Genomic DNA, 26,180 nt, shown 5'->3' on the forward strand with positions numbered 1-26,180 from the left:
GTAAACGTATGCCGCATACACCAATTAAGATGGACGTCCTTCGCAGAACGCTGCAGGGGATCGAGTCGCGCATTTATACGAAGGTCGCGCCGCTAGCGATAACGGCTTATGCCACGAAGGAGCCGGTCGTATTCGCGGAACGCGAATCCGGCGAGCGGCTGGAATTGAACGCCGGAGACAAATGGGGCGAGCGCTGGGATTGCGCATGGTTTCATTTCCGGGGTCAGGTGCCGGAGTCGGCTGCGGGACAGAAGGTTGTGCTGCTGCTCGATGTGAACGGCGAGCTGTGCATTTTCGATGACGAAGGAACGCCGCTGCAAGGTCTGACGAACGTCAACTCGGAATTCGACCTGACGCTCGGCCTGCCGGGCAAACGCGTCTTCCCGGTCGCGGACAATGCCGCTGGCGGCGAAGTCATCGATCTATGGGGCGATGCCGGCAATAACGACCTGTTCGGCTACTACCGCAGCGGAACCGTGAAGGAAGCGGACATCGCGATTTGCCGCGAGGAAGTCCGCCAGCTCTATTACGACTACGAAGTCCTGCTCGATTACGCCGAGCATATCGAGGACAAGTCCGCGCGCACGGCGCGAATCATGCAGGCGCTGTACGATGTCAGCTTGCTGCTTCGCAATCCGTCGGACGAGACGGTCGCCGAAGCGCGCCGCCTGTTGGGCACGGAGCTGGCGAAGCAAGGCGGCGACCCGACGATGACGGCGACAGCGGTGGGCCATGCGCATATCGACCTCGCTTGGCTGTGGCCGATTCGGGAAACGTACCGCAAAGGCGCCCGGACGTTCGCGACCGTGCTCCGCTTGATGGAACGCTACCCGGACTACGTGTTCGGCGCCAGCCAGCCGCAGCTGTACCAATGGGTGAAGGAACAGCATCCGAAGCTGTATGCGCAGATCAAACAACGCGTGGCGGAAGGACGCTGGGAAGTGCAAGGCGCGATGTGGGTCGAGCCGGATTCCAACATTGCCGGCGGCGAAGCTCTGATCCGCCAAATCCTGCTGGGCAAGCGGTTCTTCAAGGAGGAGTTCGGCCTCGACATGCGCATGCTGTGGGTGCCGGATATTTTCGGCTACACCGCGAGTCTGCCGCAGCTGCTGAAGCAGTCGGGCGTCGACTACGTCATGACGCAGAAGCTGTCGTGGAGCATCCATAACGACCATCCGCATCATACCTTCTTCTGGGAAGGGTTGGACGGCAGCCGCATTCTGACCCATTTGCCGCCCGAAGACACTTACAACGGCCCGGCGTTGCCGCGTTCGATCATGAAGGCGGAACGGGACTATTACGATAAGAACGTCTCCGACCATTGCCTGGTCGTATTCGGCATCGGCGACGGAGGCGGAGGCCCGGGCGAAGAGCATATGGAACGGCTGGCGCGGGTGAAGAACCTGCAGGGCCTCATTCCGGTGAAACAAGAGCCGGCCATCGATTTCTTCGACAAGCTGAATGCGAACCGCGACCGGTACAAAACGTGGAAAGGCGAGCTGTACTTGGAGAAGCACCAAGGCACGCTCACGAGCCAAGCACGCAATAAACGGTTCAACCGCAAGCTGGAGAAAGCGCTGCGCGAGCTGGAATTCGCGGCTTCGCTTGCTTTTGCGGCCGGGACTGGCAGCTACCCCGCGGAGGAGCTGGATCGCATCTGGAAAGAGATGCTGCTCTATCAGTTCCATGATATCTTGCCGGGCTCGTCGATCACGCGGGTGTTCGACGAATCGCTTGCGCGCTACGAAGAGCTGTTGAGCCGAGTGAACGAGCTGGCGGCCGGCGCTTATCGGGATGCGGCGTCGGCGGTTACGGCGTCCGGTGCGGCGCGTGCCGCGGTGCTGTTCAACTCGCTGCCTTGGGCACGCAAAGAATGGTTGAACACGGGCAAAGGCGAATGGCGACAAGTCGACGTTCCGGCGATGGGTTATGCCGTGGTCGATTCGGAACAGCCGACGCTGCCGGCCTTCGAACTGCAAGCGGCGAACGATAGTTTGGAGAATGACCTGATTCGCGTCGCCTTCCTTGCCGACGGCAGCATCGGCTCCGTCTACGACAAGGCGCTGGGACGCGAAACGCTGGCACCGGGCGAGCGCGCGAACGTGCTGGCGATTTACAAGGATGACGGCGACGCGTGGGATTTCCCGGAGGATTACGCGGCGGCGGGCTTCGAACAAATGAAGCTGACGGCATCGCAGGCTATCATTGACGGCCCGCAGGCGATCGTGGAGCAGCGGTATGCGTGCGGCAAATCCACGCTGACCCAGCGCATCTCGCTCACGGCGGGCAGCAAGCAGCTGACGTTCGCGACGGAAGCGGATTGGCAGGAAGACGGCCGCATGCTTCGCTCGATTTTCCCGCTGAACGTGTACACCGACGCGGCGAACTGCGAAATTCAGTTCGGTCACATGAAGCGTCCGACGCATCGCAATACGATGTGGGATTACGCGAAGGACGAAATTTGCGCGCATCAATGGATCGACCTGTCGCAGCCGGATTTCGGCGCGGCGATCTTGAACGACTGCAAATACGGCTACAGCGCGAACGGACATACGGTCAGCGTCCATCTGCTGCGCAGCCCCTCGTTCCCGGATCCGGTGTGCGACCGTGCGGTTCATCAATTCAGCTATGCGCTTCTGCCGCACGAGGGCGACTTTATCGCGGCTGAGGTTTACAAAGCGGGCTATGCGTTCAACACGCCGATTGCCGTTGTCGAAGCTGGCGGCTCGCGTACGGGCACACTGCCGACGGATCGGTTCTCGGCAATCGCGTTGGAAGGCCGCGGCGTTATGATCGAAGCCGTGAAGAAGGCGGAAGACGAGGACGCCCTGATCGTGCGTTTGTACGAGACGTCAGGTGCGAACGCGGCGGTGCAGCTGCGCGTAAGGCTGCCTCATGCGTCGGCATCGCTGACTGACCTGCTGGAGCAGGAAACGGAGACGTTGTCCCCTTCGGAGGGCGACGGCGGGTATGGGCTGCAGTTCACGCCGTTCGAGATCAAGACGGTGAAAGTGAAGTTATAGGTTTATTGGTACTGCGAGGCTTCGGCCCCCCATGAGGGCTGGAGCCTTTTTGCTGTGCGGCAGCGCCTGCCGAGCGCAGGGCGAAGGGATGGGGTATACTGGTTGCATAAGAAGAACGAGGATGAAGGAGATTTACGGAATATGGCTATTGAGGAACAAGGGCAAGGGAAGGATTTTCGGAACTACGGGCTGAGCGAGGATATTCTGCGTGCGATCGACAGTCTCGGCTATGAGGCGCCGACGCCGGTGCAGCGCGAGGTGATTCCTCGGGTGCTGGCACATCGGGATTGTACCGTCCGCGCCCAGACGGGGAGCGGGAAGACGGCCGCGTTCGGCATTCCGCTCTGCGAGCTGATCGATTGGGAGGAGAACCGCCCGCAAGCGCTCGTACTGACGCCGACGCGGGAACTGGCGGGGCAGGTGAAAGAAGATCTCGTCAACATCGGACGGTTCAAGCGGATCAAGGCGGTCGCGATCTACGGGCAGCAGCCGTTCGCCGCGCAGAAGATTGAGCTCCATCAGAAAGTTCATGCGGTGGCAGGAACGCCAGGCCGCATGCTGGACCATATCCGGCGCGGTACGTTGGACGTGGAGCGGATTCGTTTTCTCGTCATCGACGAAGCCGACGAGATGCTGAATCGCGGCTTCATCGAGCAGGTGGAGGCAATCATCGACGAGCTGCCGAAGGAGCGGGTGACGCTCTTGTTCTCCGCGACGCTGCCGGATGACGTGGACCGGCTGTGCCGGACGCATCTGCGGGAGCCGCTGCATATCGAGATCGAATCGCCGGGCGTGGCGGTCGACCGGATCGCGCATAAGCTCTATATCGTCGCGAACGGAGGCAAGCTTGCGCTGCTCAAAGCGGTGACGGTAGCGGAAAATCCGGACAGCTGCATCGTGTTCTGCTCGACGAAGGAAGCCGTTGACGAGGTGAACCGCGAGCTGCGGCGCAGCGGCTATTCCTGCGACAAAATCCATGGCGGCATGGAGCAGGACGACCGGTTCGAGGTGATGCATGCTTTTCGCCGGCGGGAATTCCGTTACCTCATCGCGACGGACTTGGCGGCAAGGGGCATCGACATCGAGCATGTCACGCATGTCGTTAATTTCGACCTGCCGATGGACAGCGAGAAATTCGTGCACCGCATCGGACGCACGGCCCGCGCGGGCCTGAGCGGCGAGGCAATTACGTTCGCGGTACCGCAGGAGGAGCGGCGGCTTGCCGAGATCGAGCATTACCTCGGATTCGAGCTGCCGCGGTTCGAGGCGCCGTCCAAGGCGGAGGTGGAAGCCGCCCGCGATGCATTCGAGCTGAAGCTGCAGGCGGAAGAAGCGCCGCGGCTGGACAAGCGCGAGCTGCTCAGCCAAGACATCATGAAGCTGTACTTCAACGGCGGCAAGAAGAAGAAGCTGCGCGCGGTCGATTTCGTCGGAACGATCGCCAAGCTGGAAGGCATAACGGCGGCGGACATCGGCATCATCGCCATACAGGACAATGTGACGTTCGTGGACATTTTGAACGGTAAAGGGCCTCTGGTTCTCCGTGCGATGAAGACGACGACGATCAAGGGGAAGCAGCTGAAGGTGCATGAGGCGAATAAGTGATTTTGGGCCGGGGTGCAAAGTAGCGCGTGAGGTAGCCGGTCACTGAGGTTTTGTACGAAATATCGTACAAAGTAACGTGTGAGGTAGCGGGTTGCCGGGGTTTGTACGAAATATCGTACAACCGCAAACCCTCGCTTAGTTGGAAAATCACTGTGGGTGGCTCAATCTCAGGCAGACTCAGGCTCAAGAAAGAGACTGAGCCTCCTTCCCGGCCCGCGCCTCCTGGAGCGTTTTGTGAATCCAGATCGCGGCCTGCGCGCCGTCGCCCATGGCGATGGCCGCCTGCTCGGAGTGGAAGGCGATGTCGCCGGCAGCCCAGAGTCCTGCAACGCTCGTCATTTTGGTGCGGGAATCGGTCCAGACATGCATGTTTTCATGCAAGCGCGCGCCCAACTGACGGGCCAGCTGCGACCGGACCTCGTTGCCGCCGAAGGCTACGAAGGCCCGATCGGCTGGGATTTCCGTGCCGTCCGCTAGGACGACGCCCGTCAGCGTGCAGCCGTCCGTCGCTGTAATGGATTGCACCGGCGCCGCCCGATGAGGGATGCCGGCCGCTTCCAGCTGATTCGCAAGTTCAGGGCTCAGCGGATGCTCGCGCTCTTCTTGGCGCAAATAGACCAGTCGGTCCGTCCATGTCCGCAGCGTCAGCGCCATGCGCGCGCCGACATCGCCGGCTCCGAGCACGAGCGTTCGGCGGCCTTTGATCTCATAGCCGTCGCAGTCCGGACAGACGTATACGCTGAGGCCCAGACAGCCGCGCAGTCCCGGCCAATCGGGAAGCCGGTCCATGACGCCCGTGGCGAGCAGCACCGTCCGGGCTTCGTAAGCATCGCCTTCGGTACCTTTCAGACGGAATCCTCCGTTCGGCGCGAGCGGTTCGGCGTGCGTGACCGTGTCGCGCCGTATAGCGATGCCATAGGTCTGCAGCTGCTTCCGGCCCGCTTGCCGGAGCGCTTCGCCGGACACGCCGTCGGGGTACCCGAGCAGGTTGCGGTAGCTGCGGCACAAGCCAGAGCGGCCGTCTTCGGAATCGATGACGAGCACGCGGTATGCATTGTAACGTCCGAGCTGAATGGCTGCCTGCAAGCCGGCCAAGCCGCCGCCGACGATGATGCAGTCGTAGATCATAGGGATGGCTCCTTTTGGAAGATACCCGTTAGTTTGGCGCGAATTTATGGTTCTATGTACGTTAACTGAGTAAGGGGGATGCGGGCGATGATAAAAATGCGAAAAGGCGCTCTGACGATTTTCGAGAGCGCGCTCTACAAAACGACCTCGACCGTCATCCAGACAGCGGATGCCGTGTTGATCGTCGACCCGTGCTGGCTGCCTGGCGAGGTGGAAGAAATCCGGCGGTACGCGGATGAAGCGGCCGAAGGCGGTAGACGCAAATACGTGCTGTTCACGCACTCGGATTTCGATCATATCATCGGCTATGGCGCTTTTCCGGATGCGGAGGTCATTGCGTCGGCTGCGCTGGCGGGCAAGAGCGATGAAGCCAAGGCGGCGATCATCGAGCAAATACTGGCCTTCGACGACGATTACTACCTCGAACGGAATTATAAAATCAGCTATCCGGACGTTACGCACGCCATTGCTCATGATGGGCAGCAGCTGACGCTCGGTGCATCCGGTTCCCTGAGACTGACGTTCTACTTGTCGCCCGGCCACAATGATGACGGCTTGTTCACCGTCGTGGAACCGCTGGGGCTATTGGTTGCCGGAGACTACTGGTCGGATATCGAGTTTCCGTATATTTACCACAGCAGCACGCTCTATGAATCGGCGGTCGCCAAGCTCGACACGATGCTGGATGCGCACGAAATTGTACGGCTAATCCCGGGGCACGGCGCCTCGACGACGGATAAGGCCGAGATGAAACGACGCCAGACCGCCGATGTCGCATATATCTCCGCTATGCGCGCCGGCGTTCGCGCGAACGACCAGCAGGCGATCGACGCACTCATCGAAGGCTGTCGCTTCCCGCGCAATATGCGCAAATTCCATCGCGCCAATCAGACGCTGTTCGAGCGGGAGCTGAACGAAGAGCTGGGGACGGGGCCGGCGGAGGAAGTCTGAATTGGCGAATAAGGCTGGGCTGGTTAGCAGGGGAGCAGAGCGGCAGTTGAACAGCGGCGAGATTCCGACCGGCTGAACAGACAGTATCGATAATGTGGAGATGGCGAGCAGCGCCCGGCAATTCGAGAGGCCTGGATGACGACCGCAGCATCAGTATTCAGACGGCAGCCGTAACAGCGTCGCACATATATAAATAAAGCAGCCAGAGCCGCATCATGCGGCTTTGGCTGCTTCAATAGGTACCTGGATAGCACGACGGGGCTGTGTCGGAGCCGAATTACGCGCGCAGTTTGGCCAGATCGAATGCCGGAACGAGCCCTTCCTTCATGGCGCGGCCGAGCAGCGATTCGATCGCCGCGTACCCGCTGGCGCCGAGGCTGGCGCTGAATTCATTGACGTAGAGCGCGATGTGCTGCTTCGCTACGTCAGGCGACATTTCCTGCGCGTGTTCCATCACGTACGTTTGGGACAGTTCCGGGTTCGCCCAGGCGTATTCCACGGATGCGCGAATCCACTTCGTCAGCGAGGCGGCGTCCAGGGAGCGGCGGGCAATAATGGCGCCGAGCGGAATCGGCAGGCCGGTATCGGATTCCCACCAGCTGCCGAGGTCGGTTTGCAGGCTTAGGCCGTAATTCTGGTACGTGAAGCGGGCCTCGTGGATGACGAGCCCGGCGTCGATCGCGCCGTCCCGCACGGCGGGCATGATTTCATGGAACGGCATGACGACGATGTCGAGGTTGCCGCCAGGGATATTTTGCGCCGCCCAGAGTCGGAAGAGCAGGTAGGCGGTCGAGCGTTCGCTCGGAACGGCTACTCGTTTGCCCGCCAGCTCGGCAGGATTGGCGATTTCGTTCTTCGTCAGCACGAGCGGCCCGCAGCCGCGGCCAAGCGCGCCGCCGGTAGGCAGCAAGGCGTAATCTTCGAGCACCCAAGGCAGGGCGGCGTAGGAGATTTTCAGCACCTCGGGTCCTTCTCCGGCGGCAGCCCAGTTGTTGGTGATGTCGATATCGGCATAGGTCACTTCGAATTCCGGCGCGCCGGGCACAAGCCCGTGGACTAACGCATGGAAGACGAACGTATCGTTCGGACAGGGTGAAAATGCGATTTTCATAGAATTAGAGCACCTCTCTCAAAATCTGACTTGCGCGTTCCAGCGCCTGTAATGCGTCGCCGATCCGCCAAGCGGAACGGTCGCGCGGGCCGACCGCATTGGAGATGGCCCGCAGCTCCAGCGCGGGCAGGCCGAATTGCTTCGCGGCCGAGGCCACGCCGAAGCCTTCCATGGCTTCGGCCGCTGCGCCCGGCACGCGCCGTCCATGCTCCGCGGCGGTGGCGGCCGTGCCCGTCGCGGTCGTTACGGTGAGCACGGGTCCCGTGCTCGCCGGAAGTCCGGCCGCGGAGATGGCTGCGGCCAAATCGCCCGCGAGGCGGGCGTTGACCCCGATGCGGGACGAGCCGAAGCCCAGCTCGTCCACGCTGAGGAAGCCGTCCGGGGTCTCGGCGCCGAGGTCGGCGGCAATGATTTCGCTGGCCACGACGAGCGAGCCTACGGCCGCAAGGCCGGGGAAGCCGCCCGCGATGCCCGCGCTGATAACGAGCGTGTAGCCGCCGGCTTGGGCCGACGCCGGCGAATCGGGTACAGTCGAAGCCATTCCGGCAGCTTCCAGTCCGGAGAAAGACGCGCTGCCCAAGAGTTCCTCCGCAGGGCCTACCTCGGCTGGCGCGGATTCGCCGCGCACCGGAATTGAAGCTTGGCCGGCGGCCGCGAGCGCGAACGCGGTCCCCGCCGCCGCCGCCGCCGGGCCTGCGCCCGCAGCGACGACATGGAACCGTTCGTCGCCTCCGAGCCCGCGCAGCACGGCATCGCGCTCCGCTTCGACCGCGGTGATGATCAGCACGCGGCCGCGGGCAATGTTATCCTCGTGTCCCATAGTGGACCTCCTTGTCAAACGAACGTTTAAGAGCCGCGATGGCCAATCGCTTCGGGATGGCCGCGGGCAGGTTGCTTTAAAATATCGAGTTACTATCTTTCTTATTCTAACGCTGTATTTGGAGACATTCAACTCGGACGGTTGGCCATTCCCCCATGGTTGGCACGGGTAGAATTTAATTGCTGCCAGATGGTTCGTAGTGTTGGAATAAAGCGGAACGAGTATGCAGCATCTCGCGCGTCAACGGCGGATCCGAGCGTTCCCGTGCTAATTCGGGTAAACTAGCGGAGGAGTCGAAAGAAAGGATGAACGTTATGAAAGCATTGGTTTTTCGCACATTCGGCGGGCCGGAGGTGCTTGCGCTGGAGGAAGTCGACGACCCCGTGCTTGCGCCGGGAACGGTCAAGGTGCGCACGCGGGCGATCGGGCTCAATTACGCGGACGTCTATCGCCGCCGCGGCAACTATCACCTTATCGGTGACCCGCCCTATATTCTCGGGTACGAGGGGGCCGGCATCGTGGAAGAGACGGCCCCGGACGTGCAAGGCATACAAGTCGGCGATCGCGTCGGCTTCGCGGATGCGCCGCACGCGAACGCGGAGCTCGTCATCGTGCCGGCGGACCGGATCGTTCCGCTGCCGGACGGAATCAGCTTCGAAACCGCCGCGGGGGTGCTGCTGCAAGGGCTGACCGCCCATTACTTGACGAATGACAGCTATGACGTCCGGCCGGGCGACCAGGTGATCGTTCACGCCGCGGCCGGCGGCGTCGGGCAGCTGCTTGTTCAGCTGTGCAAAGCCAAGGGCGCGCATGTGCTCGGCCTCGCGTCGAGCGAAGCTAAGCGCCGGTCGGTGCTGGCCGCCGGCGCGGACGCGGCGGTGATGTACGGCGACGGCTGGGCAGACGCTTGCCTGCAATGGTCGGCTGCTCTGGATCACCGCGAGCCAGGCGCGGATGTCGCCTTCGATTCGGTAGGCGTCACCCTGATGGAGAGCTTCAGGGCGGTCCGTACGCGGGGGACGGTCGTTTTCTTCGGCATGGCCGGCGGGGATCCCCCGTTAATCGATCCGCGGATGTTGATGGATACGAGCAAGACGCTGACCGGCGGCGACTTATGGAATCATGTCAAGACGGCGGACGATCGCATCCGGCGCTCGACTGCTCTGTTCGATGATATTATGGGGGGCAGGCTGAAGCTGGCGGCACCGCGGCTTTATCCGCTGGCCGGCGGCGCGGATGCGCACCGGTTCATCGAGAGCCGGCAGAGCACGGGCAAGATTTTGCTCATGCCGTAAGCTTTTTGAGTGCGGAGCCGCCTCTATGTTACAATGGCATCAAATCAACTATGAGCACAGGGGTGTATCCAAAGTGAGCGAGCAAATCAACATGATCGAGCTGGTGCAGCATATCGCCGGCATAACGAAAGCAGACGCCAAGCTGGTCGAGCAGGTACTGCAGCATGAACAGACGTTCATCAACGGCGCGCAAGAAGACAAGAACGGCGAAGTGAACATCGACAGCGACGAGCTGGTGGACTATATTCTTAGCCGCCCGGGTTTGAAATCGGACGAGTTGACCGTGGAACGGATTTTGGACGCGGAAATGGACTATCTGATGGACAAAGGCATCGCCGGCTACATCGATTAATAACGGCCGTATACGCCGGAGAACGAAGAGGACAGCAGAGCCATTGCTGTCCTTTTTGCGTACCGTCGCCCGCTGGGCAACCAAATCGCCCGCGGCTTGATCGCAGGTCCATTTAGCGGCGGCGGACAAGGGGAGAAAGGCTGTCGGTTGTAGCGGAACGACTGCCGTTTGCGGACCGTTTTTGTCGCAAGCTGACGGGTTTTGGCAAGCAGTCCCGGCATCCGAAAATAAAGTTGGATATTCGCAGGAAGCGACATTTTACACCCTTGTTTCCTTTAATGAAAGCGCTACAATTATAGTAATCACAGCCTAGGAGGTGAGTACTATGAGCCATGAAGAAGAGATCGTGGAAGTGAATGCCGAAGCAGCTTCGGACGAGCTTGAAGCAGTTGTAGAGATCGCTGCGGCCAGCGAAGAAGCAGCAGAAGAAGCGGAAGCGTCCGAGGACGCCGAAGAGTCTGCTGAAGAAGCGGAGGAAGCGGAGGAAGCTTCCGAAGAAGCAGCCGAAGAGGAAGAAGCGCAAGCCGACGAATCCGAAGAAGCTGCTGAAGAAGCCGATGCGGAGGAGGAAGTCGAAGACGCTGCCGATGAGGCGGCGGAAGACGAAGCGTAATTATGATACTAATCATTTTGAATAAACAATAAGGGCTTTCCTGTTGTCCGACGTGGACGCGGGGAGCCCTTATTTTTGCATGCAGAGCGGAGTTGCGGACCTGCCCGAAGTACTGCGCCGGAACGGAGGAATCTGCTCGGACGGAATGGGAAAAGGCCGGCCGGTTCGCTATAATAAGACATAGATCTTGGAAATTGCGAGGTCGACTCCATTCATTCAAAAGCGACATGAGGTGCAGGCTTGTGTATTTGGCAATGACGATGTGGGATGCGCCCACATTGCTGATTATGTTCGTGCTCGGGTTGTTCGCTTCGACATTTGGCGCCATTGTCGGACTCGGCGGCGGCGTCATTATCGTACCGGCGCTGCTCCTGCTCGGCTCGTCCATGCTTGGCATGGACATCGATACGACGCTGGCGGTCGGCGTCTCGCTAGGCGCGCTCGTCTTCACGTCTTTTACGTCGACGCTGACGTTCGTAAGGGAAGGCAAGGCGGATTTGCGCAGCGCCTTATTCTTCTCGCTGTCGAGCGGTCCCTTCTCGCTGGTGGGGGCGAGCTTGACCTCGCTCTTCGATCCGGACGCGTTCCGCAAAGCGTTCGGGTATTTCATGCTGTTCATGGTCGTCCTCTTGCTGTTTCGCAACCGGATTAAGCCGTATCAAGGCCAATGGCGTTATGTGCGGACCTATACCGACGCTGCCGGCATGCAGCAGGAGTACGGCTATAACGCGCTTCCGGCGCTGCTCATCGGCGGCGCGGTCGGGCTGATTGCCGGGCTGCTCGGCATCGGCGGCGGCGTGCTGCTTATTCCCGCCATGATGCTGCTGTTCCGGTTCCCGCCTCATATTGCTTCCGCCACGTCGATGGCGGTGATCTTCGTGTCGGCGTTGTTCGGCAGCGGCATGCATCTGGCCCGCGGGGAGTGGGATTGGATGCTCGTGTTGGCGCTGGCGCCCGGAGCGCTGATCGGCGGATGGCTGGGGGCGCGCATCTCGCGCCGCATCGGCAGCGTGCTGTTGATTCGGATTATGTGCGGCGCGCTGTTGTTGTTCGCGCTGCGGATGATCATCACTTAAGAAGGGGGCGGCGGCTGGCGTGACGGCGACCATTCCGATCGGGCTGCAGCAATTGGCCCCTTACGTGCGGTATGTCCATTATAACGAGGGCGATGAGCATTATCGGGTGCCCCGCCGCGTAATCTACGATTACGAATTTATCTATATCGTGCGCGGAAGCGCGCTGTTTACGCTCGGCGATGAGGAAGTGCCGCTGCAGGCGGGCGATCTGCATATCATTCCGCCGCTGACGGTGAATGCGTGCAGAGTGCCGGCGGGCGGCTCGTTCGCCTATTACGCCTGCCATTTCGATTTGGCCTACATGGGGCGGGAGCTGGATTTTCCCGACGATATCTACGTGCAGGTCGATTACGCGAATTTGCCGGAGGTGCCGGTGCAGGAGGAACTGTTGGAACGTCCCTTGCAGACGATTGCGGATTTCGAGCTGCCGCCGTTCTATTCGACGGTCGCTTCGCACCGGTTCGGGGAGCGGTTCGCCGATCTGCTGGCATTGTTCGAGCGAGAACCGTTCGGCTTCCAAGCCCGGATGCGCGCTTGCCTGCTTGACGTCATCGGCCTGCTGCTCGAAGAAACGCATACGGCGGAGGGCATTCGCCAGGACAGTCCGCACAAAGCGATGATTACGGAGATGATTGCGCTGATGCATGGACCCGGCTTGCAGGGGGAAGTCGATTTGGAGCCGATTGTCGGCCGGTACGGCATGACGCTGAAATATGCGCGAACCTTGTTCAAGCAGGCAACGGGGTTGTCCTGGACGCGATACCTGACCCGGCTTCGCATGGAGCGGGCGAAAATGCTGCTGCGCCAAGGCGGTCTCTCCGTCGGCGAAATCGCGGAGCGGTGCGGCTATGCGGATCTGCATTATTTCAGCCGGCTGTTCAAGAAGCTGGAGGGGCTTCCGCCGCGGGCGTATGCGGATTCGCTGCGGAGTGTCGCGCAGCCGATGGGTGAATAGCGGCTTTTCGCCGTTTGTGCAAAAGATCGCGCTTGCGCTCCAAATACAGCGCCCTCGCCGCTGAAGTAGGATGAAGGCAGCAGGTTGATTCTATCGTTGCTGGAGGTCAGGTCATAATGACGAAACCGTACGAGGTCGCGGTCTACTATTTCCCGAATTATCACGTGGATAAACGCAACGAGGCATGGCATGGCGAAGGCTGGACGGAATGGGAGCTGGTGAAGCGGGCGACGCCTCGTTTCGAGGGTCATGATTTGCCGAAGGAGCCGCTATGGGGTTATACGGATGAGGCGAATCCGGCTGAGATGGCGCAGAAAATCGATGCCGCGGCGGACCATGGCGTAGATACGTTCATATTCGACTGGTACTGGTATGAGGACGGGCCGTACTTGGAACGGGCGCTGGAAGAGGGCTTCCTCGGCGCGGCCAACAACGAGCGGCTCCGCTTCGCGCTGATGTGGGCCAACCACGATTGGATCGATATTCATCCGGCGCCGCGCAACAAGCCGTATAATACGCTGGCGCAAGGCACGGTGAGCCGCGAGGCGTTCGCGAGGGCGACGGATCATATGATCGCTGCCTATTTCCGCCGTCCGAACTACTGGCGGATCGACGGCAAGCTGTATTTCTCCGTTTATGAGCTGATGAGTCTGGTGAAAGGGCTCGGCGGCATCGAAGAGACACGCGAAGCGCTGGATGATTTTCGCCAACGCGTACGGGCAGCGGGACTCGGCGAACTGCATATCAATGCGGTCGTCTGGGGTGTTCAAATCTTGCCGGGCGAGCAGCGAATCACGAACGGCAACGAGCTGCTGGCTGTCCTGGGCGTCGACAGCGTGAGCTCGTATGTGTGGATTCATCATCGGGAGCTGCCGGTATTTCCGGAGACGCCGTATGCCGACATTGCCTTGCAATCGGCGGAGGACTGGGAGACATTCACCCATCAATACGAACTGCCGTATTTGCCGAACGTGACGATGGGCTGGGATTCCTCGCCGCGCACCGTGCAGTCGGATCGCTTCGACAATCTCGGGTACCCGTTCATGAGCATGCTGTCGGGCAATACGCCTGAGCAGTTTCGGTTGTCGCTGGAGCGAATGAAGCAGTTTCTGGAGCGGGATAGCAACGGTTTCCGAGCCTTTACGGTTAATGCGTGGAACGAATGGACGGAAGGCAGCTATCTGGAACCCGATACGAAGAACGGCTTGGCTTACCTGGAAGCGATCAAGCGCGTATTCGGCACTTAATGAAGAAGGCTCTGCGCGCCGAATCATCGGCAGCAGAGCCCTTCGTCGTTATTGTTGGTTGACTTCCGCGATCACTTGGAATTGAATGCCGAACTTATCCGTTACGCTGCCGTATGCCGGGCTGAAATGCGTTTCTTGGAGCGGCACGTTGACTGTACCGCCATCGGACAGGGCGTTGAAGTAACGAGTGGCTTGCGCCGCATCGTTCGTGGATAGACAAATCGTTACTTGACTGCCGTCCTGGTGCGGCTGGCCCGGGAAGGTGTCCGAGAACATGAGATCGGATTCGCCGACCTTGATCATCGCATGTCCAATCCGGTCCTTTGCGGAGTCCGGCAGCGGAAAGTCGGGGTTGGAAGGCATTTCGCCAAACGTCTGTTTGAACATCGGAACGGCATCCAGCGCGCTCACGTAGAAATCGATCGCTTCTTGCGAATTTCCGTTCAAAACGAGGTAAGGAATCAAACGAGCAGTCATTACGAATCTCTCCTTCGGTAATTGAAATGGGCTTCCATGGGCAGGCAACCTTAACCAGTATGGGCCGTAACCTCATTATATATAATCGAACATTTGTTCGCAATGATTTTTATGAAAAAAACCTCCCGGAGGAGGTAAAAGTTTGGTAAAGATGAAGGGGACGTTGAATTGGATTGGTGAATTGGAAGCTTAATCAATAGGGCCGCGGATTTGTGGCGGATGATTTGCGTGCGCGGCCGACCAGCGTCGCGAATAGTACGACGGAGCCCACATCGAGCGCTGCGATCAGAATGCCCATCGGCACGGCCGTATCGCTCCCGGCAATGCCGACGAACGGGGCTACGATGGAGCCGAAGATAAAGGACATGAGGCCCTGCAGAGCCGAAGCGCTGCCGGCCGCATGGCCCTGATTGCGCATGGCAAGCGAGAAGCCCATGGTAGTGACCATCCCGACGCTTGCGACGACGAAGAACAATGGCGGCAGCACGAAGCCGAGCGGGGCATGGGCCAGCAGCATGGCGAGCAGCGTAACGCCGCCGGCCGCCGCCAAGCAAAGCCCTGTCACGAGCAGCTTCGTCTCGTTGATCCGGCCGGCAAGGCGGCCGGAGATTTGGCTTGCGCATATGATGCCGAGGCCGTTGACGGCGAAGCAGAGACTGAACGTCTGCGGCGATACGCCATACACGTCCTGGAGCACGAACGGCGAGCCCGAGATGTAGGCGAACATCGCCGCCATGACGAAGCCCTGCGCCAGCGCGTAGCCCATGAAAACGCGATCCGCCAGCAGTCCGCGGAACGTCTTCAGCGTATTCGTAATGCCGCCTTTAGACCTGCGGGAAGCCGGCAGCGTTTCGGGCAGTCCGAGCAGCACGGCAATGAACATGGCGAGACCGACCGCGCTGAGCACGACGAATACGCCATGCCAATTCGTAAAGTGAAGCAGCTGCCCGCCGACGATCGGCGCGGCGATCGGGGCGATGCCGTTCACCAGCATAAGCAGGGAGAAGAACTTCGTCAGCTCTGTGCCGCTGTACAAATCCCGGACGATTGCCCTCGAGATGACAATGCCGGCCGAGCCGGCCAATCCCTGGATGAAACGGAGCGCGATGAACGTGCCGATGCTTGGCACCATGGCGCACAGCAATGAAGAGACCGTATAGAGCAGCAGGCCGATCAGCAGCGGACCGCGGCGGCCGCGCACGTCGCTGATCGGTCCGGCGAACAGCTGGCCGAGCGCAAGGCCGATCATGCAGGCCGTCAGGCTGAGCTGGGCGAGCGACGTGCTGGTATGCAGATCGTCGGCCAGCTTCGGAAGAGCCGGCAAGTACATATCCAGCGAGAGCGGGCCGAAAGCGCTCAGAGAGCCGAGCACGCCTGCCGTCCAGAGCCGCCTGGAACGAGGCATCGCGGCGGATAATTCCGAAGGGGAAGACATCGTAATAATTCCTTTCCGTGCCCGTGAAAGCAAGCGGTTTGCCGAATTTCACCGGGTTCTTTGCAAAGCTGTAATCATTATAGTTACATGTTCGGCGGGCTGTCAACGAACGGCGGGCGAACTCATCCGAGCCTCTGAATCCGACAAATAAGAAGCTTCTCCGAAGAGGAGATGCTCCTCGGACGATCGAGAAGGCCTGGACAGTTTGAGCTCTGTACCGGCGAAACTGGGCCATGTACTGTACCCCGTACACTACATGGATAGAAAACAGGCGAAACTGGGGCACGTACTGTACCCAGTACACTACATAGATAGAAAACTGGCGAAACTGGGCCATGTACTGTACCCCGTACACTACATGGATAGAAAACAGGCGAAACTGGGGCACGTACTGTACCCAGTACACTACATGGACAGAAAACCGACAAAAATGAGGTATGTACTGTACTCAGTACAGCCGAATAAAAAAGTGCCGAAAAGTCCGCTGGACTTTCTCGACACTCTCGGGTGCATCCCTGAAGGGGGATGCGTCTATTCATGCTTGACTGCGACCGACATTTGCAAGCAAGCAAAGCAAGCAAGTAGGCCGCTCCCAGCAGTGCTTGCAAGAAGCTTGCCCCTCGTGCCAGCGCCTTCGCGCCAGCGCCCTCGTGCCAGCGCCTTCGCGCCAGCGCCCTCGCGCCAGCCCCTCGCGCCAGCGCCCTCGCACCTGCGCTTTCGCGCCGGCTTACCCGGTCGCGAGATTCGCCGGCAGCTTCACGGCATACAACGAGCCGCCGGAGCGGATGAAGATCATATTGCCGGATTTCAGCGTCGGTTCGAAACTGCCGGAGCCGGTCTTCACGCTGAACGCCGGCTTGAACGCCGCGAAATCATAAGCGTCCAGCGTACCGTCGGCGCGGGCGACGAAGAGGCCATTGCCGTACAGGTCGGTTTGCACCGGCTGGATGCCGTTCGGGAATCCGCTTATTTGGCCGTTAGCCAATTTAAGTACCGCGAAGTTATGCGTGTTGGAGTTCTGATAGAGCAGCCGTCCGTTATGCGCCTTATAGAGCGGCTGGAAGTCGGCCGCATTCGGCGCAGACCAGCGCTGAACCGGTTTTCCTCCAGCGGCGTAGGCATTGAAGTCGTACTTGGCCACGGCTTGATCCTGGTAGATGTACAGGTCGCTGCCGTCCAGGAACGCGGAGCCGTTCGCGCCGCCGTACGAATACCGGCCGGGCGAATCCGGGGCTATCGTCCATTCATAGACGCGCGTACCTTTTAATGCCCCGGTCTTCAGATTGAGCACCGCGATGCTCAAGTTCCTATGAAAGGGGACGTCATCGCTCGGCATGCTCACATCCACGACGGAGTAGACCACGCCATCCTTCACGGCGAGCGGCGAGTTCTGATGGAACCGCGTCCACAGCTGTTTGCCGGTTTTCTTGTCATAGGCATTGATTTGAGTTGAAGACAGCGCCCCCTGCACCATGTAGGTTCGAAGCACGATGCCGTCGGTTTCCGTTACGTCGGTCAAACCGGCTTCGTACATGGCTTCCGTCTCGGCCGTCTTCCAGCGGAGCTTGCCGGTTGCGCGGTCCAGCGCGAAGAGGGTCAGGTCTTGCGTGACATAGATGGTATCGCCGACAGGGTTGATACTGACAGCCTTGTCCGCATGGATGGCTGCCGTCCATTTCTTGCTGCCGTCTGTGCCGACCGCATAGATGGAACCGTCCTTCGTCAAGCCGTAGACAACGCCTTGATTATAGGTCAGCAAAGGCTTCAGGCCGGCGCCGTATTTCCAGAGCTTTCGTCCGCTCGGACCGTCATAGGCGGCGAGCTGGCCATCCGCTATGAGCGCGAACACGCGCCCTTCCTCGGCAATCGCGGTCGTCACGCTCGTGCCGTACTGATCAAATTTAGTCAGCGGCACGCTCCACAGCGGCTTGGCGGCCGGCGCCGTCACCGTTCCGTAGAGCCCCGTGGAAGTGCTGACGACGGCTTGCTCCGCGTGAACGACGGCTTGGCCCTTCGGAACCGCGGTAATCGCGATGGCTGTGGTCATACCGAGCGCGGCCATCGTTTTCAAGCTTATCCAACGTGATCTCTTCATTTATTAGCACCGTCCATTTCGATGAGTTCGAATTCGTACCTGCGTTCATGCCGTAACGTTGCGTTTTGGCAGGTATGCTTCTCAAACGAAACTCGTCTGGATAAGGTTGCTAGGAGACGGATTATTTTTCCATCTGTTTCCTCTTTGCGGACGCCGCCGCCAGCGCTGTCCTAATCCTCTTCAGGATGCTGCTTTTCGGCTTGGCAGTCCCGAATTCCGGCTCGAACATCCATTGTTCGTCCGCCCGCTCGCTAATCTCTTTTTCTTTTATTTCGGCGAGCTTCTGATGCTCATAGTGATTTAACATGGTTCATCACGCCCCTGTGACTCGAATATTGAATTTCTGGCATCCATTCCCTTTCATGGTTAGAGAGAAGTTTATCATGTACTTGCGAATCGCAGTTATCTATAATATTCGATAACTACAATCGCTTTTTCCGATGATAGGGGGGTGGAAGGCATGGACATGCAGCAGTTCCTCACGTTCCGCGAGGTGGCAAAATGGCAGAACTTCACGAAGGCCGCTGAGCAGCTCGGTTATGCGCAATCAAGCGTGACGGCGCAGATTCAGAAGATGGAACAGGAGTACGGGGTTGCGTTATTCGAGCGGTTCGGCCGCAGAATGCGCCTGACCCAATCCGGCGAGCAGATGCTGCTCTACGCGAATCAGATCGCCGACTTGTTCCAGGAATCGAAGGCCGTGATCGGGCGGCAGGAATGCGGGAATCTGAGTATCTCCACGATCGAAACGATGGCTGCTTTCTATCTTCCGAAGTACTTGCAACGGTTCCGTCAGGTGTTCCCGCATATTCAGGTGATGCTGGAGCCGGCGCACGAGGAGCGGGTCATGCAGGCGGTTCGGGACGGCGACGCGGACATGGGCATCATTCTCGACGTGCCGCTGTCGGACCCGGAATTGAACAGCATCGTCATTCGCAAGGAAGAACTGGTCGTCGTGGCAAGCAAGGATCATCCGTTCGCCAAGCAGGATGTCGTGGAGTGGAGGCAGCTCTGAGGAGAGTCGTTCATCATGACGGAGCAGGGCTGTACCTACCGCGGCGGGTTGGAGAGGGAGCTGAAGGCGCGGCGGATTCCGTACAGGCTCGCCTTCGAGCTCGGCAGCATGGAGGCGATCAAGCAGTGCGTGTATTACGGGCTTGGCATCGCCCTCATCCCGAAGATTACGATTCTATCGGAGCTTGAGAAGGAAATGCTGTGCACGGTGCCGCTCTGCATGGAAGACCTCTCCTTCTTCACGCAGCTGGTATACCATAAGCGCAAATATATGACTCCGTCCATGCAATATCTGATTCAACTGCTGACAGAAGGCTCCCAGACGCTGCACACGGTTTAGATGAAGCGAAGGGCTTTCTGAAAATCGACTCCGGCAACGCGTCAGTGCGGAAGCGCCTTGTGTTCGCGCAAGATCCGTTCCATGGCGTCCGCCGGCTGCGGCCGATAGAACAAGTAGCCTTGAATCGCATAGCAGTGATTCTCGCGCAGAAAAGCGAGCTGCTCTTGCGTCTCCACGCCTTCGGCGACGATGGAGAGATTCATGCGGCTGGCCATAAGCAGCATGGCGAGAATAATTGCCTCGTCCTTCGGCTCCTTCCGGATACCGTTCACGAACGAGCGGTCGATCTTGATTTTGTCGACAGGCAGCTGTTTCAAATAATTAAGCGAGGAATATTGGGTGCCGAAATCGTCGATGGAAATCGTCATCCCGAGATTTTGCAGTTCCTGCAAGGTATCGGAATTGTCCGCCAGCATGGCGGTATTCTCCGTAATTTCAAGCTCCAGATAGGCGGGGTTCAGCCCGCTTTCGGCGAGAATCGCTTTGACTTGCCCGGATAGCAGGCTGCGCCGGCTGAACTGGCGCGCGGACAGATTGACCGCGACGCGGACATGGGGCAAACCTGCGTCCTGCCAGGCTTTGTTCTGATGGCACGCCTTGCGCAGCATCCATTCGCCGATCTGTTCCATAAGTCCGCTTTCTTCGGCAATCGGAATGAAGACGGACGGCGGAATGATGCCTCGCTTCGGATGGTTCCAGCGGATGAGCGCCTCGAGGCCGACGATCCGGTTGGTCTCGATTTCGACTTGAGGCTGGTAATGCGCTTCGAACTCGTTGTTCTCGAGCGCGCGCCGCAGGCTGTTCTTGATATAAATTTTGTCTTCCGTGTCCGCCATCAGCGTAACGTCGAAGATTCGGTAATTGTTCTTGCCTTCCTCTTTGGCCCGGTACATGGCGGCATCCGCGTATTTCATCAATTCGGCGGCATCCGTGCTGTGGTCGGGGAAGACCGTCACGCCGATGCTGGCCGTCACGTAGTAATCGACCTCCTGCAGCATATACGGCTGCTGGAACAGCTCGATGACCTGCCTTGCTGCTTCGTGCACATAATCGGCCTCCTCGACGGACGGGATAATAATGGTGAATTCGTCGCCTCCGATACGGGAGAACAGCTCGTCCTGATTCAGCAGCATGGACAGCCGGTGCGCGACTTCCTGCAGCAGGAGATCGCCGCTCGCATGACCGAGCGTGTCGTTGATCAGCTTGAACTGATCCAGATCGAGGAACAACAAAGCGAAAGAACGGCCGTTGTTTCCGGCCGCTGCAATCGTTTCCTCCAAGCGTTCCTGGAAATACGCCCGATTGTACAATCCCGTTACCCCGTCCCGATAAGCGACCTGCCGCAGCTGGCCCTCGCTGTACTCGAGCAGCGAATTTTGCACGCGAAGCTCGTCTTCGGCCGCCACCAGCTCCTCGTAGGTGGCTTCCAGCTGCTGATGCGCCTCGATGAGATGCATGGTCCGTTCCTGGACCATCGTCTGGAGTTTCCGACGTCTCGTCAGCTGCACGTATACTAAATAATTCAACAAAATAAGGATGAGCAGGCAGCTCCCCCGCGTAATTTCTATGCGAGAATTGGACGCGTCGAGCTTGGCCGATCCGGGCAGGGCGGCAATCTCCCAATATTGATTCGCCACCATGATCGACGTAAGGACCGAAGAGTCGTCAAAGATGGCTTTCCGGCCGAAAACAAGCTTCCCGTCCGCTTTGACCGCGATATCGATCCGGTTATCGTTTTGCGTCAGCCCGGCTTCCTCCAGAATCGGCGGAAGGTCCAGTACGACGGATACGAAGCCCCAGAAGAGCCCGTCCTTGAAGACGGATTGCCGGGAGATCAAGCCGATGCCGCCTTGCGTCAATTCACGAGGGCCGAGCAGCGTTTGACTGGTAATGGATTTCGTTTGCACCGCGTTGGCAAGGACCTCGGGATCCGAGCTTTTGAAAATATTCATGCCGAGGATCGTCTTGTTGGTATCGTATGGATAAACGAATGTAGCGGTACCGCCAGGATAGACGGATAAATTCCGGACACCGTTCATATTACCTATAAAGCGCGAAGCGAATGCGTTGAATCCGGCATCGTTCAATGATTGACCGTCCTGCAGCACGGTGCTGACATAGGCCTTAAGACCGTCGCCCAGCAGAAGGCGGCGTTCCAGCGTAAGTTTCAGCGCGGATGAGCGAGCGTGCAATGTGGAAGAAGTGTCTTGCCCGACTTCTTTATGCAGGATGCTGCTATAGGAGGAGGCAATCCACCAGAAAAAAACGCCGACGACGAGCGTGATGGCGGCTAAAGTCAACCAAATCCGGCGGAGAGGCATATTGCGGGCGTTTCTTTCTTCTGACCAGTCCTGCATTACGAGAGGCTCCTTTCAACCACCGGAAGGTTTTGGAAATATCGGTATACGTAATCATTTCGCCATAAATCGACAATATCCTCCAAAAGTATCATGAAGAAATGGTTCGCCAGAGTGAAAAATCCTGCCACGGTCACAATAATCGTTGTACCGCTGTGCCGGGCAGGGTTCTGAGGAGTGCAGGCGAAATGTCAAAGGAAACGATCATTCATCGATAAAGGAGCGTGTCTCGCTTATGCATATATCGCAGCTGCTGCCCAAGGTCGACCTTCACGTCCATCTGGACGGGAGTCTGCGGCCGGATACCGTCATGGCGATTGCCGAAGCCGAAGGCATTCCGCTTCCGGCCGGCAACGAAGCGGAACTCATTCCTTATATGCAGGTGGACGAGGATTGCCGGAGTCTGCCGGAATATTTGAGCAAGTTCGAATTCACGACTCGCTTCCTGCAATCGGGCGCCGCGCTTGAACGCGTCGCGTTCGAGACGCTGGAGCAGGCCGCCGCGCATCAATGCCGTTATATAGAGGTGCGATTCGCGCCTCAGCTGCACCGCCTCGGCGGTTTGCGCGCAGAGGAGGCCGTTCATTACGTTATTGAAGGAATGAAGCGGGCTGAGCGCCAGTTCGATATCCAAGGGCGCGCCATCGCCATTTGCATGCGGAATCATGACCGCGCGGACAATCTCGAAGTTATCGAAGCGGCGGCGAAATACGCCGGGCGCGGCGTAGGGGCCGTGGACCTTGCCGGCAACGAGGCGGCTTATCCGCCCGAGCTGTTCCGCGACGTATTCGCGCTCGCCCACAAACGCGGATTGCCTGTTACGATCCATGCCGGGGAAGCGGCCGGAGCGGAGAATATCTACGAAGCGGTCAAGAACCTCGGCGCTTCCCGCATCGGACACGGCGTTCGGCTGCGGGAGAGACCGGACATTCTGAAGATGATGCTTGAGCGGCATATCCCGCTCGAGATGTGCCCCGTCAGCAACATTCAGACGAAGGCCGTGGCGGATTGGAGCGTCTATCCGATCCGGGAGTACTTCGATGTGGGATTGCACGTTACGTTAAACACGGATAATCCGAGCGTGTCCGCGACGGATATTTCGCGGGAATACCGCATTGCCGCGGAGAAGTTCGGCTTCACGGACCGCGAACTGGCGGCAATTGTCCGCAACGGGGCACGGGCTGCTTTCCTGGAGGAGACGGACAAGAGGGCGCTTCTGAAGCGAATCGACGCGGAGCTGATGGCGTTGGGTCTGTAACGTGCACCTCGAAACGACCTCGCCAAGGGTCGACTTCGGGATGGGTTCCTCGTATACTTACGGGTAGATAACAACGGATCGCCCGGAAGGCCAGGCTATGGGCATGAGAGGAGCTGCGGACGAACATGGATACATCCGCCGAAGAACGGCAGCAAAGCACGGAACAAGAGGAACAATCTTTGGAGCGGGAGCGCCGGGAGCGCTACTCCAGGCAGATGCTGTTCGCCCCGATCGGCGAGAACGGGCAGCGCAAGATTGAAGCCGCGCATGTCGCGGTCGTCGGCATGGGAGCGCTCGGCACCGTCATCGCGAACCATCTCGCCCGGTCAGGCGTGGGCCGGCTGCGCTTAATTGACCGCGATTACGTGGAGCGAAGCAATTTGCAGCGCCAAATGCTGTACGACGAAGACGACGTGCGGGAGCTGCGGCCCAAGGTCGTCGCCGCGGAACGCAGGCTTAAGCTGATCAACAGTGAAATCCGCATTGAACCGGTCGTGTCGCATGTGACGGCGGCGAATGCCGAGCGGCTGCTCGACGGCGTGGACCTCGTGCTCGACGGCACGGACAACTTCGGCACGCGCCTGCTCTTGAACGACGTGTGCTTCAAGCACGGCATTCCGTTCATCTACGGCGGCTCCATCAGCTCGAACGGGATGACCGCGGTATTCGTGCCCGGCGAAACGTCCTGTCTGCGCTGCCTGCTGGGCGCGGGCGACAGCGCCGGCGACACCTGCGATACGACAGGCGTCATCTCGCCGATCGTAGACATCGTCGCCTCGCTTCAGGCGGCGGAGGCGCTGAAGCTGCTTGTCGGCGACAAGGCTGCCCGCCGTCAAGGCCTGCTGTCCATCGATATTTGGCGGAACAGCACCATGGACATGAAGCTGCCGCCTCCGAGCTCCAGCTGTCCGACTTGCGGGCTCAAGCAATATCCGTCGCTGCACGAGGAAGGCGCTGCGCTGCCCGTAACGCTATGCGGACGGGAAACGGTGCAGATCGGCGGCCGGCACGGGCTGGATCTGAAGCTGCTCAAGGAAAAGCTGAGCCGCTCGTGCGGGCTGACGTCGAATCCGTACCTGCTTCGCGCGGAGCTCCCGGAAGGGGAGCGGCTCGTCATTTTCCCCGATGGGCGCGTGCTCGTTCAAGGCACGGAAGATTTGGCGCGGGCGCAGTCGCTTTACGACCGGTACATCGGCTCCTAGCGCAATTTTGGCGAAAGCGCGTATATTAATCCCGGCGGCCGTTTATAATAACAGAAGCAAGCGGCCGCATTCCTTTTGATTATGGATACTGGGTATTCCATAAATGATTTGTAAAAGCCTGTAAGCTCATTGCTTTTCAAAAGTGGATATGATAAGATGGCATTAGTCATAAAAACACCTGAATTCACGTATTGAAAAGGGTTGTCATTTTGTGAATGGTACCTTTTTCAATGTGTGATTTTTTTATTTCGCAAACACGAATAAAAAGTACATGTTAATTTAATTTTGGAGGTAATTCCCCATGCAAACAGGAACAGTTAAATGGTTTAACGCTGAGAAAGGTTTCGGCTTCATCGAAGTTGAAGGCGGCAACGATGTATTCGTACACTTCTCCGCAATCGTCGGCGAAGGCTTCAAAACTCTTGACGAAGGCCAACGCGTTGAGTTCAACGTTGTTCAAGGCAACCGTGGACCACAAGCAGAAAACGTTGTAAAACTGTAGTTTTACCGTTTTCTTGAAAACAAGCCCTGCGCTTATGCGCAGGGCTTGTTTTGTTGTATGCAGACAACGGTATGAACCGTCCCGTCCCGGCATAGCATGAACCGATAACTTTAATCGCCCGCGAGAAGCAAGCTCCCGTTTCAGCTTGTACCCATTGTGGTTAATAGAAGGGTAATGCGTTGCAGTCTGCGTGGAGATGCCGGGAGGATGGGCTATGTCACTTCAGAAGGGCTTTTTTCGAGTTTGTCTAGGGATTATCGCTTTGCTGCTTATCGTGTACCTTACCGCCAAGATTAGTTTTATTTTTAAGCCATTGCTGACCATATTCAATATCTTGATCGTACCATTCATGCTGGCGGGCTTCTGCTTCTATCTGCTCCGCCCGATCGTGAGTTTCATGGTGAAGCACCGCGTGCCGAAGATGGCCGCGATCCTGTTGATTTATTTGATTGTCGCCGCTTTGCTGAGTTTGTTCGTCGGCGTGGTATGGCCGACGCTGCAGCTTCAGTTGGAGAACTTCGTGAAAGGGGCGCCGCAGTTGATCGAAGGTTTCAAAGATCAATTGAATCGTCTGCAGGACAACCGGCTGCTGTCTTCCTTTGCGGGCGACAAGACGGACCTGTCCACGAAGCTGTCGGCTTATTTGAACGACGCGATTACGGCAGCTTCCAATTACGTCTCGAGCGTCGTTTCCGTCGTGACTAATTTCGTGATCATTATCGCGACGGTACCGATCATCCTGTACTATCTGCTGAAGGAAAGCGACCATATTCCGTCATCCATTCTTCACGTCATCCCGCGGCGATACCGCAAGGACGGGCAGGATGTGCTCGCGGATATCGACGATGCGCTGAGCGGTTTCATCGTCGGCCGGGTCATTATTACATGCCTGCTCGCGATCATGCTGTATATCGGGTTTCTGATTATCGGGCTTCCGTACTCGCTGCTGCTGGCGATCGTTGCGTTCTTCCTTAATATCATCCCGTATATCGGGCAGTTCCTGGGCGCGATTCCGACGATTATCGTCGCTTTTACCGTGTCCCCGACGATGGTGTTCTGGGTGGTCGTCGTCACCGTCGCGGCGCAGCTGATCGAGAGCAACGTGCTGTCGCCGAGCATTTACGGCAGGCGGCTCGATATCCATCCGCTGACGACGATCGTGCTCTTGCTGGTGGCCGGCGATATTGCCGGGTTTCTCGGGGTTATTTTGGCGATCCCTGCCTATATGGTCGTCAAGATCATCATCGTCCGCATCTATCGGCTGTTTCTGGCGGAGAAGGTGGAAGACCTGGTCGATTGAGCAAAAAAACAAGCAGCGTGCCGC

20 protein-coding genes and 1 pseudogene are annotated in these 26,180 nt (G+C 58.7%); 14 read left to right on the top strand and 7 right to left on the bottom strand.

Going from position 1 to position 26,180, the window contains the following annotated elements:
* The first annotated feature begins 8 nt into the window (after positions 1 to 8).
* Complete coding sequence (locus tag GZH47_RS17345; RefSeq protein WP_162642020.1) at positions 9 to 3,023, top strand: alpha-mannosidase; 3,015 nt, start codon at positions 9 to 11, stop codon at positions 3,021 to 3,023.
* A gap of 141 nt (positions 3,024 to 3,164) precedes the next feature.
* Positions 3,165 to 4,628: a DEAD/DEAH box helicase gene (locus tag GZH47_RS17350; protein WP_162642023.1), complete on the top strand. Its 1,464-nt coding sequence runs from the start codon at positions 3,165 to 3,167 to the stop codon at positions 4,626 to 4,628.
* Positions 4,629 to 4,811: 183 nt separating this feature from the next.
* On the opposite strand, the gene GZH47_RS17355 is transcribed toward GZH47_RS17350, so the two are convergent.
* The gene (locus GZH47_RS17355) at positions 4,812 to 5,756 is read right to left on the bottom strand and encodes an NAD(P)/FAD-dependent oxidoreductase (RefSeq protein ID WP_162642026.1); all 945 of its coding nucleotides are present in this window, start codon (positions 5,754 to 5,756) and stop codon (positions 4,812 to 4,814) included.
* An 87-nt stretch (positions 5,757 to 5,843) separates the two neighbouring features.
* Here GZH47_RS17355 and GZH47_RS17360 point away from each other — a divergent pair, with 87 nt between their 5' ends.
* Positions 5,844 to 6,707: an MBL fold metallo-hydrolase gene (locus GZH47_RS17360; protein ID WP_162642029.1), complete on the top strand. Its 864-nt coding sequence runs from the start codon at positions 5,844 to 5,846 to the stop codon at positions 6,705 to 6,707.
* A gap of 277 nt (positions 6,708 to 6,984) precedes the next feature.
* Here GZH47_RS17360 and GZH47_RS17365 read toward each other — a convergent pair whose 3' ends face one another.
* Positions 6,985 to 7,818, bottom strand: a complete 834-nt coding sequence (locus GZH47_RS17365; protein WP_162642031.1) for a 1,4-dihydroxy-6-naphtoate synthase — start codon at positions 7,816 to 7,818, stop codon at positions 6,985 to 6,987.
* Positions 7,819 to 7,822: 4 nt separating this feature from the next.
* Positions 7,823 to 8,638, bottom strand: a complete 816-nt coding sequence (locus GZH47_RS17370) for a futalosine hydrolase (protein WP_162645298.1) — start codon at positions 8,636 to 8,638, stop codon at positions 7,823 to 7,825.
* A gap of 314 nt (positions 8,639 to 8,952) precedes the next feature.
* Between GZH47_RS17370 and GZH47_RS17375 the strand changes: the two genes are divergently transcribed.
* From GZH47_RS17375 to GZH47_RS17400, 6 genes are all read left to right on the top strand, one after another.
* Positions 8,953 to 9,933, top strand: a complete 981-nt coding sequence (locus tag GZH47_RS17375; protein ID WP_162645299.1) for a quinone oxidoreductase family protein — start codon at positions 8,953 to 8,955, stop codon at positions 9,931 to 9,933.
* A 25-nt stretch (positions 9,934 to 9,958) separates the two neighbouring features.
* Positions 9,959 to 10,285 (top strand): hypothetical protein, encoded by a 327-nt coding sequence (locus tag GZH47_RS17380; RefSeq protein WP_404823689.1) that lies wholly within the window; start codon positions 9,959 to 9,961, stop codon positions 10,283 to 10,285.
* A 325-nt stretch (positions 10,286 to 10,610) separates the two neighbouring features.
* Positions 10,611 to 10,898: a hypothetical protein gene (locus tag GZH47_RS17385; RefSeq protein ID WP_162642035.1), complete on the top strand. Its 288-nt coding sequence runs from the start codon at positions 10,611 to 10,613 to the stop codon at positions 10,896 to 10,898.
* A 242-nt stretch (positions 10,899 to 11,140) separates the two neighbouring features.
* Positions 11,141 to 11,974 carry a sulfite exporter TauE/SafE family protein gene (locus GZH47_RS17390; RefSeq protein WP_225446110.1) on the top strand — a complete coding sequence of 278 codons (834 nt, stop codon included), beginning with the start codon at positions 11,141 to 11,143 and terminating at the stop codon, positions 11,972 to 11,974.
* A gap of 19 nt (positions 11,975 to 11,993) precedes the next feature.
* Positions 11,994 to 12,929, top strand: coding sequence for an AraC family transcriptional regulator (locus GZH47_RS17395; RefSeq protein ID WP_162642037.1), 936 nt, complete (start codon positions 11,994 to 11,996; stop codon positions 12,927 to 12,929).
* Positions 12,930 to 13,045: 116 nt separating this feature from the next.
* Positions 13,046 to 14,176, top strand: coding sequence for a glycosyltransferase WbsX family protein (locus tag GZH47_RS17400; RefSeq protein WP_162642039.1), 1,131 nt, complete (start codon positions 13,046 to 13,048; stop codon positions 14,174 to 14,176).
* 48 nt (positions 14,177 to 14,224) lie between these two features.
* Here the strand turns inward: GZH47_RS17400 and GZH47_RS17405 are convergent, their stop codons facing one another.
* The 3 genes from GZH47_RS17405 to GZH47_RS17415 all read right to left on the bottom strand — a co-directional run bounded on the left by GZH47_RS17405 (position 14,225) and on the right by GZH47_RS17415 (position 18,183).
* On the bottom strand, positions 14,225 to 14,653 hold the full coding sequence (locus GZH47_RS17405; protein WP_162642042.1) for a VOC family protein: 429 nt from the start codon (positions 14,651 to 14,653) through the stop codon (positions 14,225 to 14,227).
* A 193-nt stretch (positions 14,654 to 14,846) separates the two neighbouring features.
* Complete coding sequence (locus tag GZH47_RS17410; protein WP_162642044.1) at positions 14,847 to 16,088, bottom strand: multidrug effflux MFS transporter; 1,242 nt, start codon at positions 16,086 to 16,088, stop codon at positions 14,847 to 14,849.
* A 727-nt stretch (positions 16,089 to 16,815) separates the two neighbouring features.
* Entirely contained in the window at positions 16,816 to 18,183 is a 1,368-nt protein-coding gene (locus tag GZH47_RS17415; protein WP_162642047.1) for an outer membrane protein assembly factor BamB family protein, read from the bottom strand.
* A 466-nt stretch (positions 18,184 to 18,649) separates the two neighbouring features.
* Here GZH47_RS17415 and GZH47_RS34140 point away from each other — a divergent pair.
* Positions 18,650 to 19,537, top strand: a pseudogene (locus tag GZH47_RS34140) (LysR family transcriptional regulator).
* A 41-nt stretch (positions 19,538 to 19,578) separates the two neighbouring features.
* Here the strand turns inward: GZH47_RS34140 and GZH47_RS17430 are convergent.
* Positions 19,579 to 21,894: a bifunctional diguanylate cyclase/phosphodiesterase gene (locus GZH47_RS17430; RefSeq protein WP_162642054.1), complete on the bottom strand. Its 2,316-nt coding sequence runs from the start codon at positions 21,892 to 21,894 to the stop codon at positions 19,579 to 19,581.
* A gap of 235 nt (positions 21,895 to 22,129) precedes the next feature.
* Between GZH47_RS17430 and add the strand changes: the two genes are divergently transcribed.
* From add to GZH47_RS17450, 4 genes are all read left to right on the top strand, one after another.
* Positions 22,130 to 23,152: an adenosine deaminase gene (add, locus tag GZH47_RS17435; RefSeq protein WP_162642057.1), complete on the top strand. Its 1,023-nt coding sequence runs from the start codon at positions 22,130 to 22,132 to the stop codon at positions 23,150 to 23,152.
* Between the two features lie 125 nt (positions 23,153 to 23,277).
* Positions 23,278 to 24,354: a ThiF family adenylyltransferase gene (locus GZH47_RS17440; protein ID WP_162642059.1), complete on the top strand. Its 1,077-nt coding sequence runs from the start codon at positions 23,278 to 23,280 to the stop codon at positions 24,352 to 24,354.
* 301 nt (positions 24,355 to 24,655) lie between these two features.
* Positions 24,656 to 24,856 (top strand): cold-shock protein, encoded by a 201-nt coding sequence (locus GZH47_RS17445; RefSeq protein ID WP_112884929.1) that lies wholly within the window; start codon positions 24,656 to 24,658, stop codon positions 24,854 to 24,856.
* Positions 24,857 to 25,070: 214 nt separating this feature from the next.
* Entirely contained in the window at positions 25,071 to 26,156 is a 1,086-nt protein-coding gene (locus GZH47_RS17450) for an AI-2E family transporter (RefSeq protein WP_162642061.1), read from the top strand.
* The last annotated feature ends 24 nt before the right edge of the window (positions 26,157 to 26,180 follow it).

Source organism: Paenibacillus rhizovicinus (assembly GCF_010365285.1).
GTDB lineage: Bacteria > Bacillota > Bacilli > Paenibacillales > Paenibacillaceae > Paenibacillus_Z > Paenibacillus_Z rhizovicinus.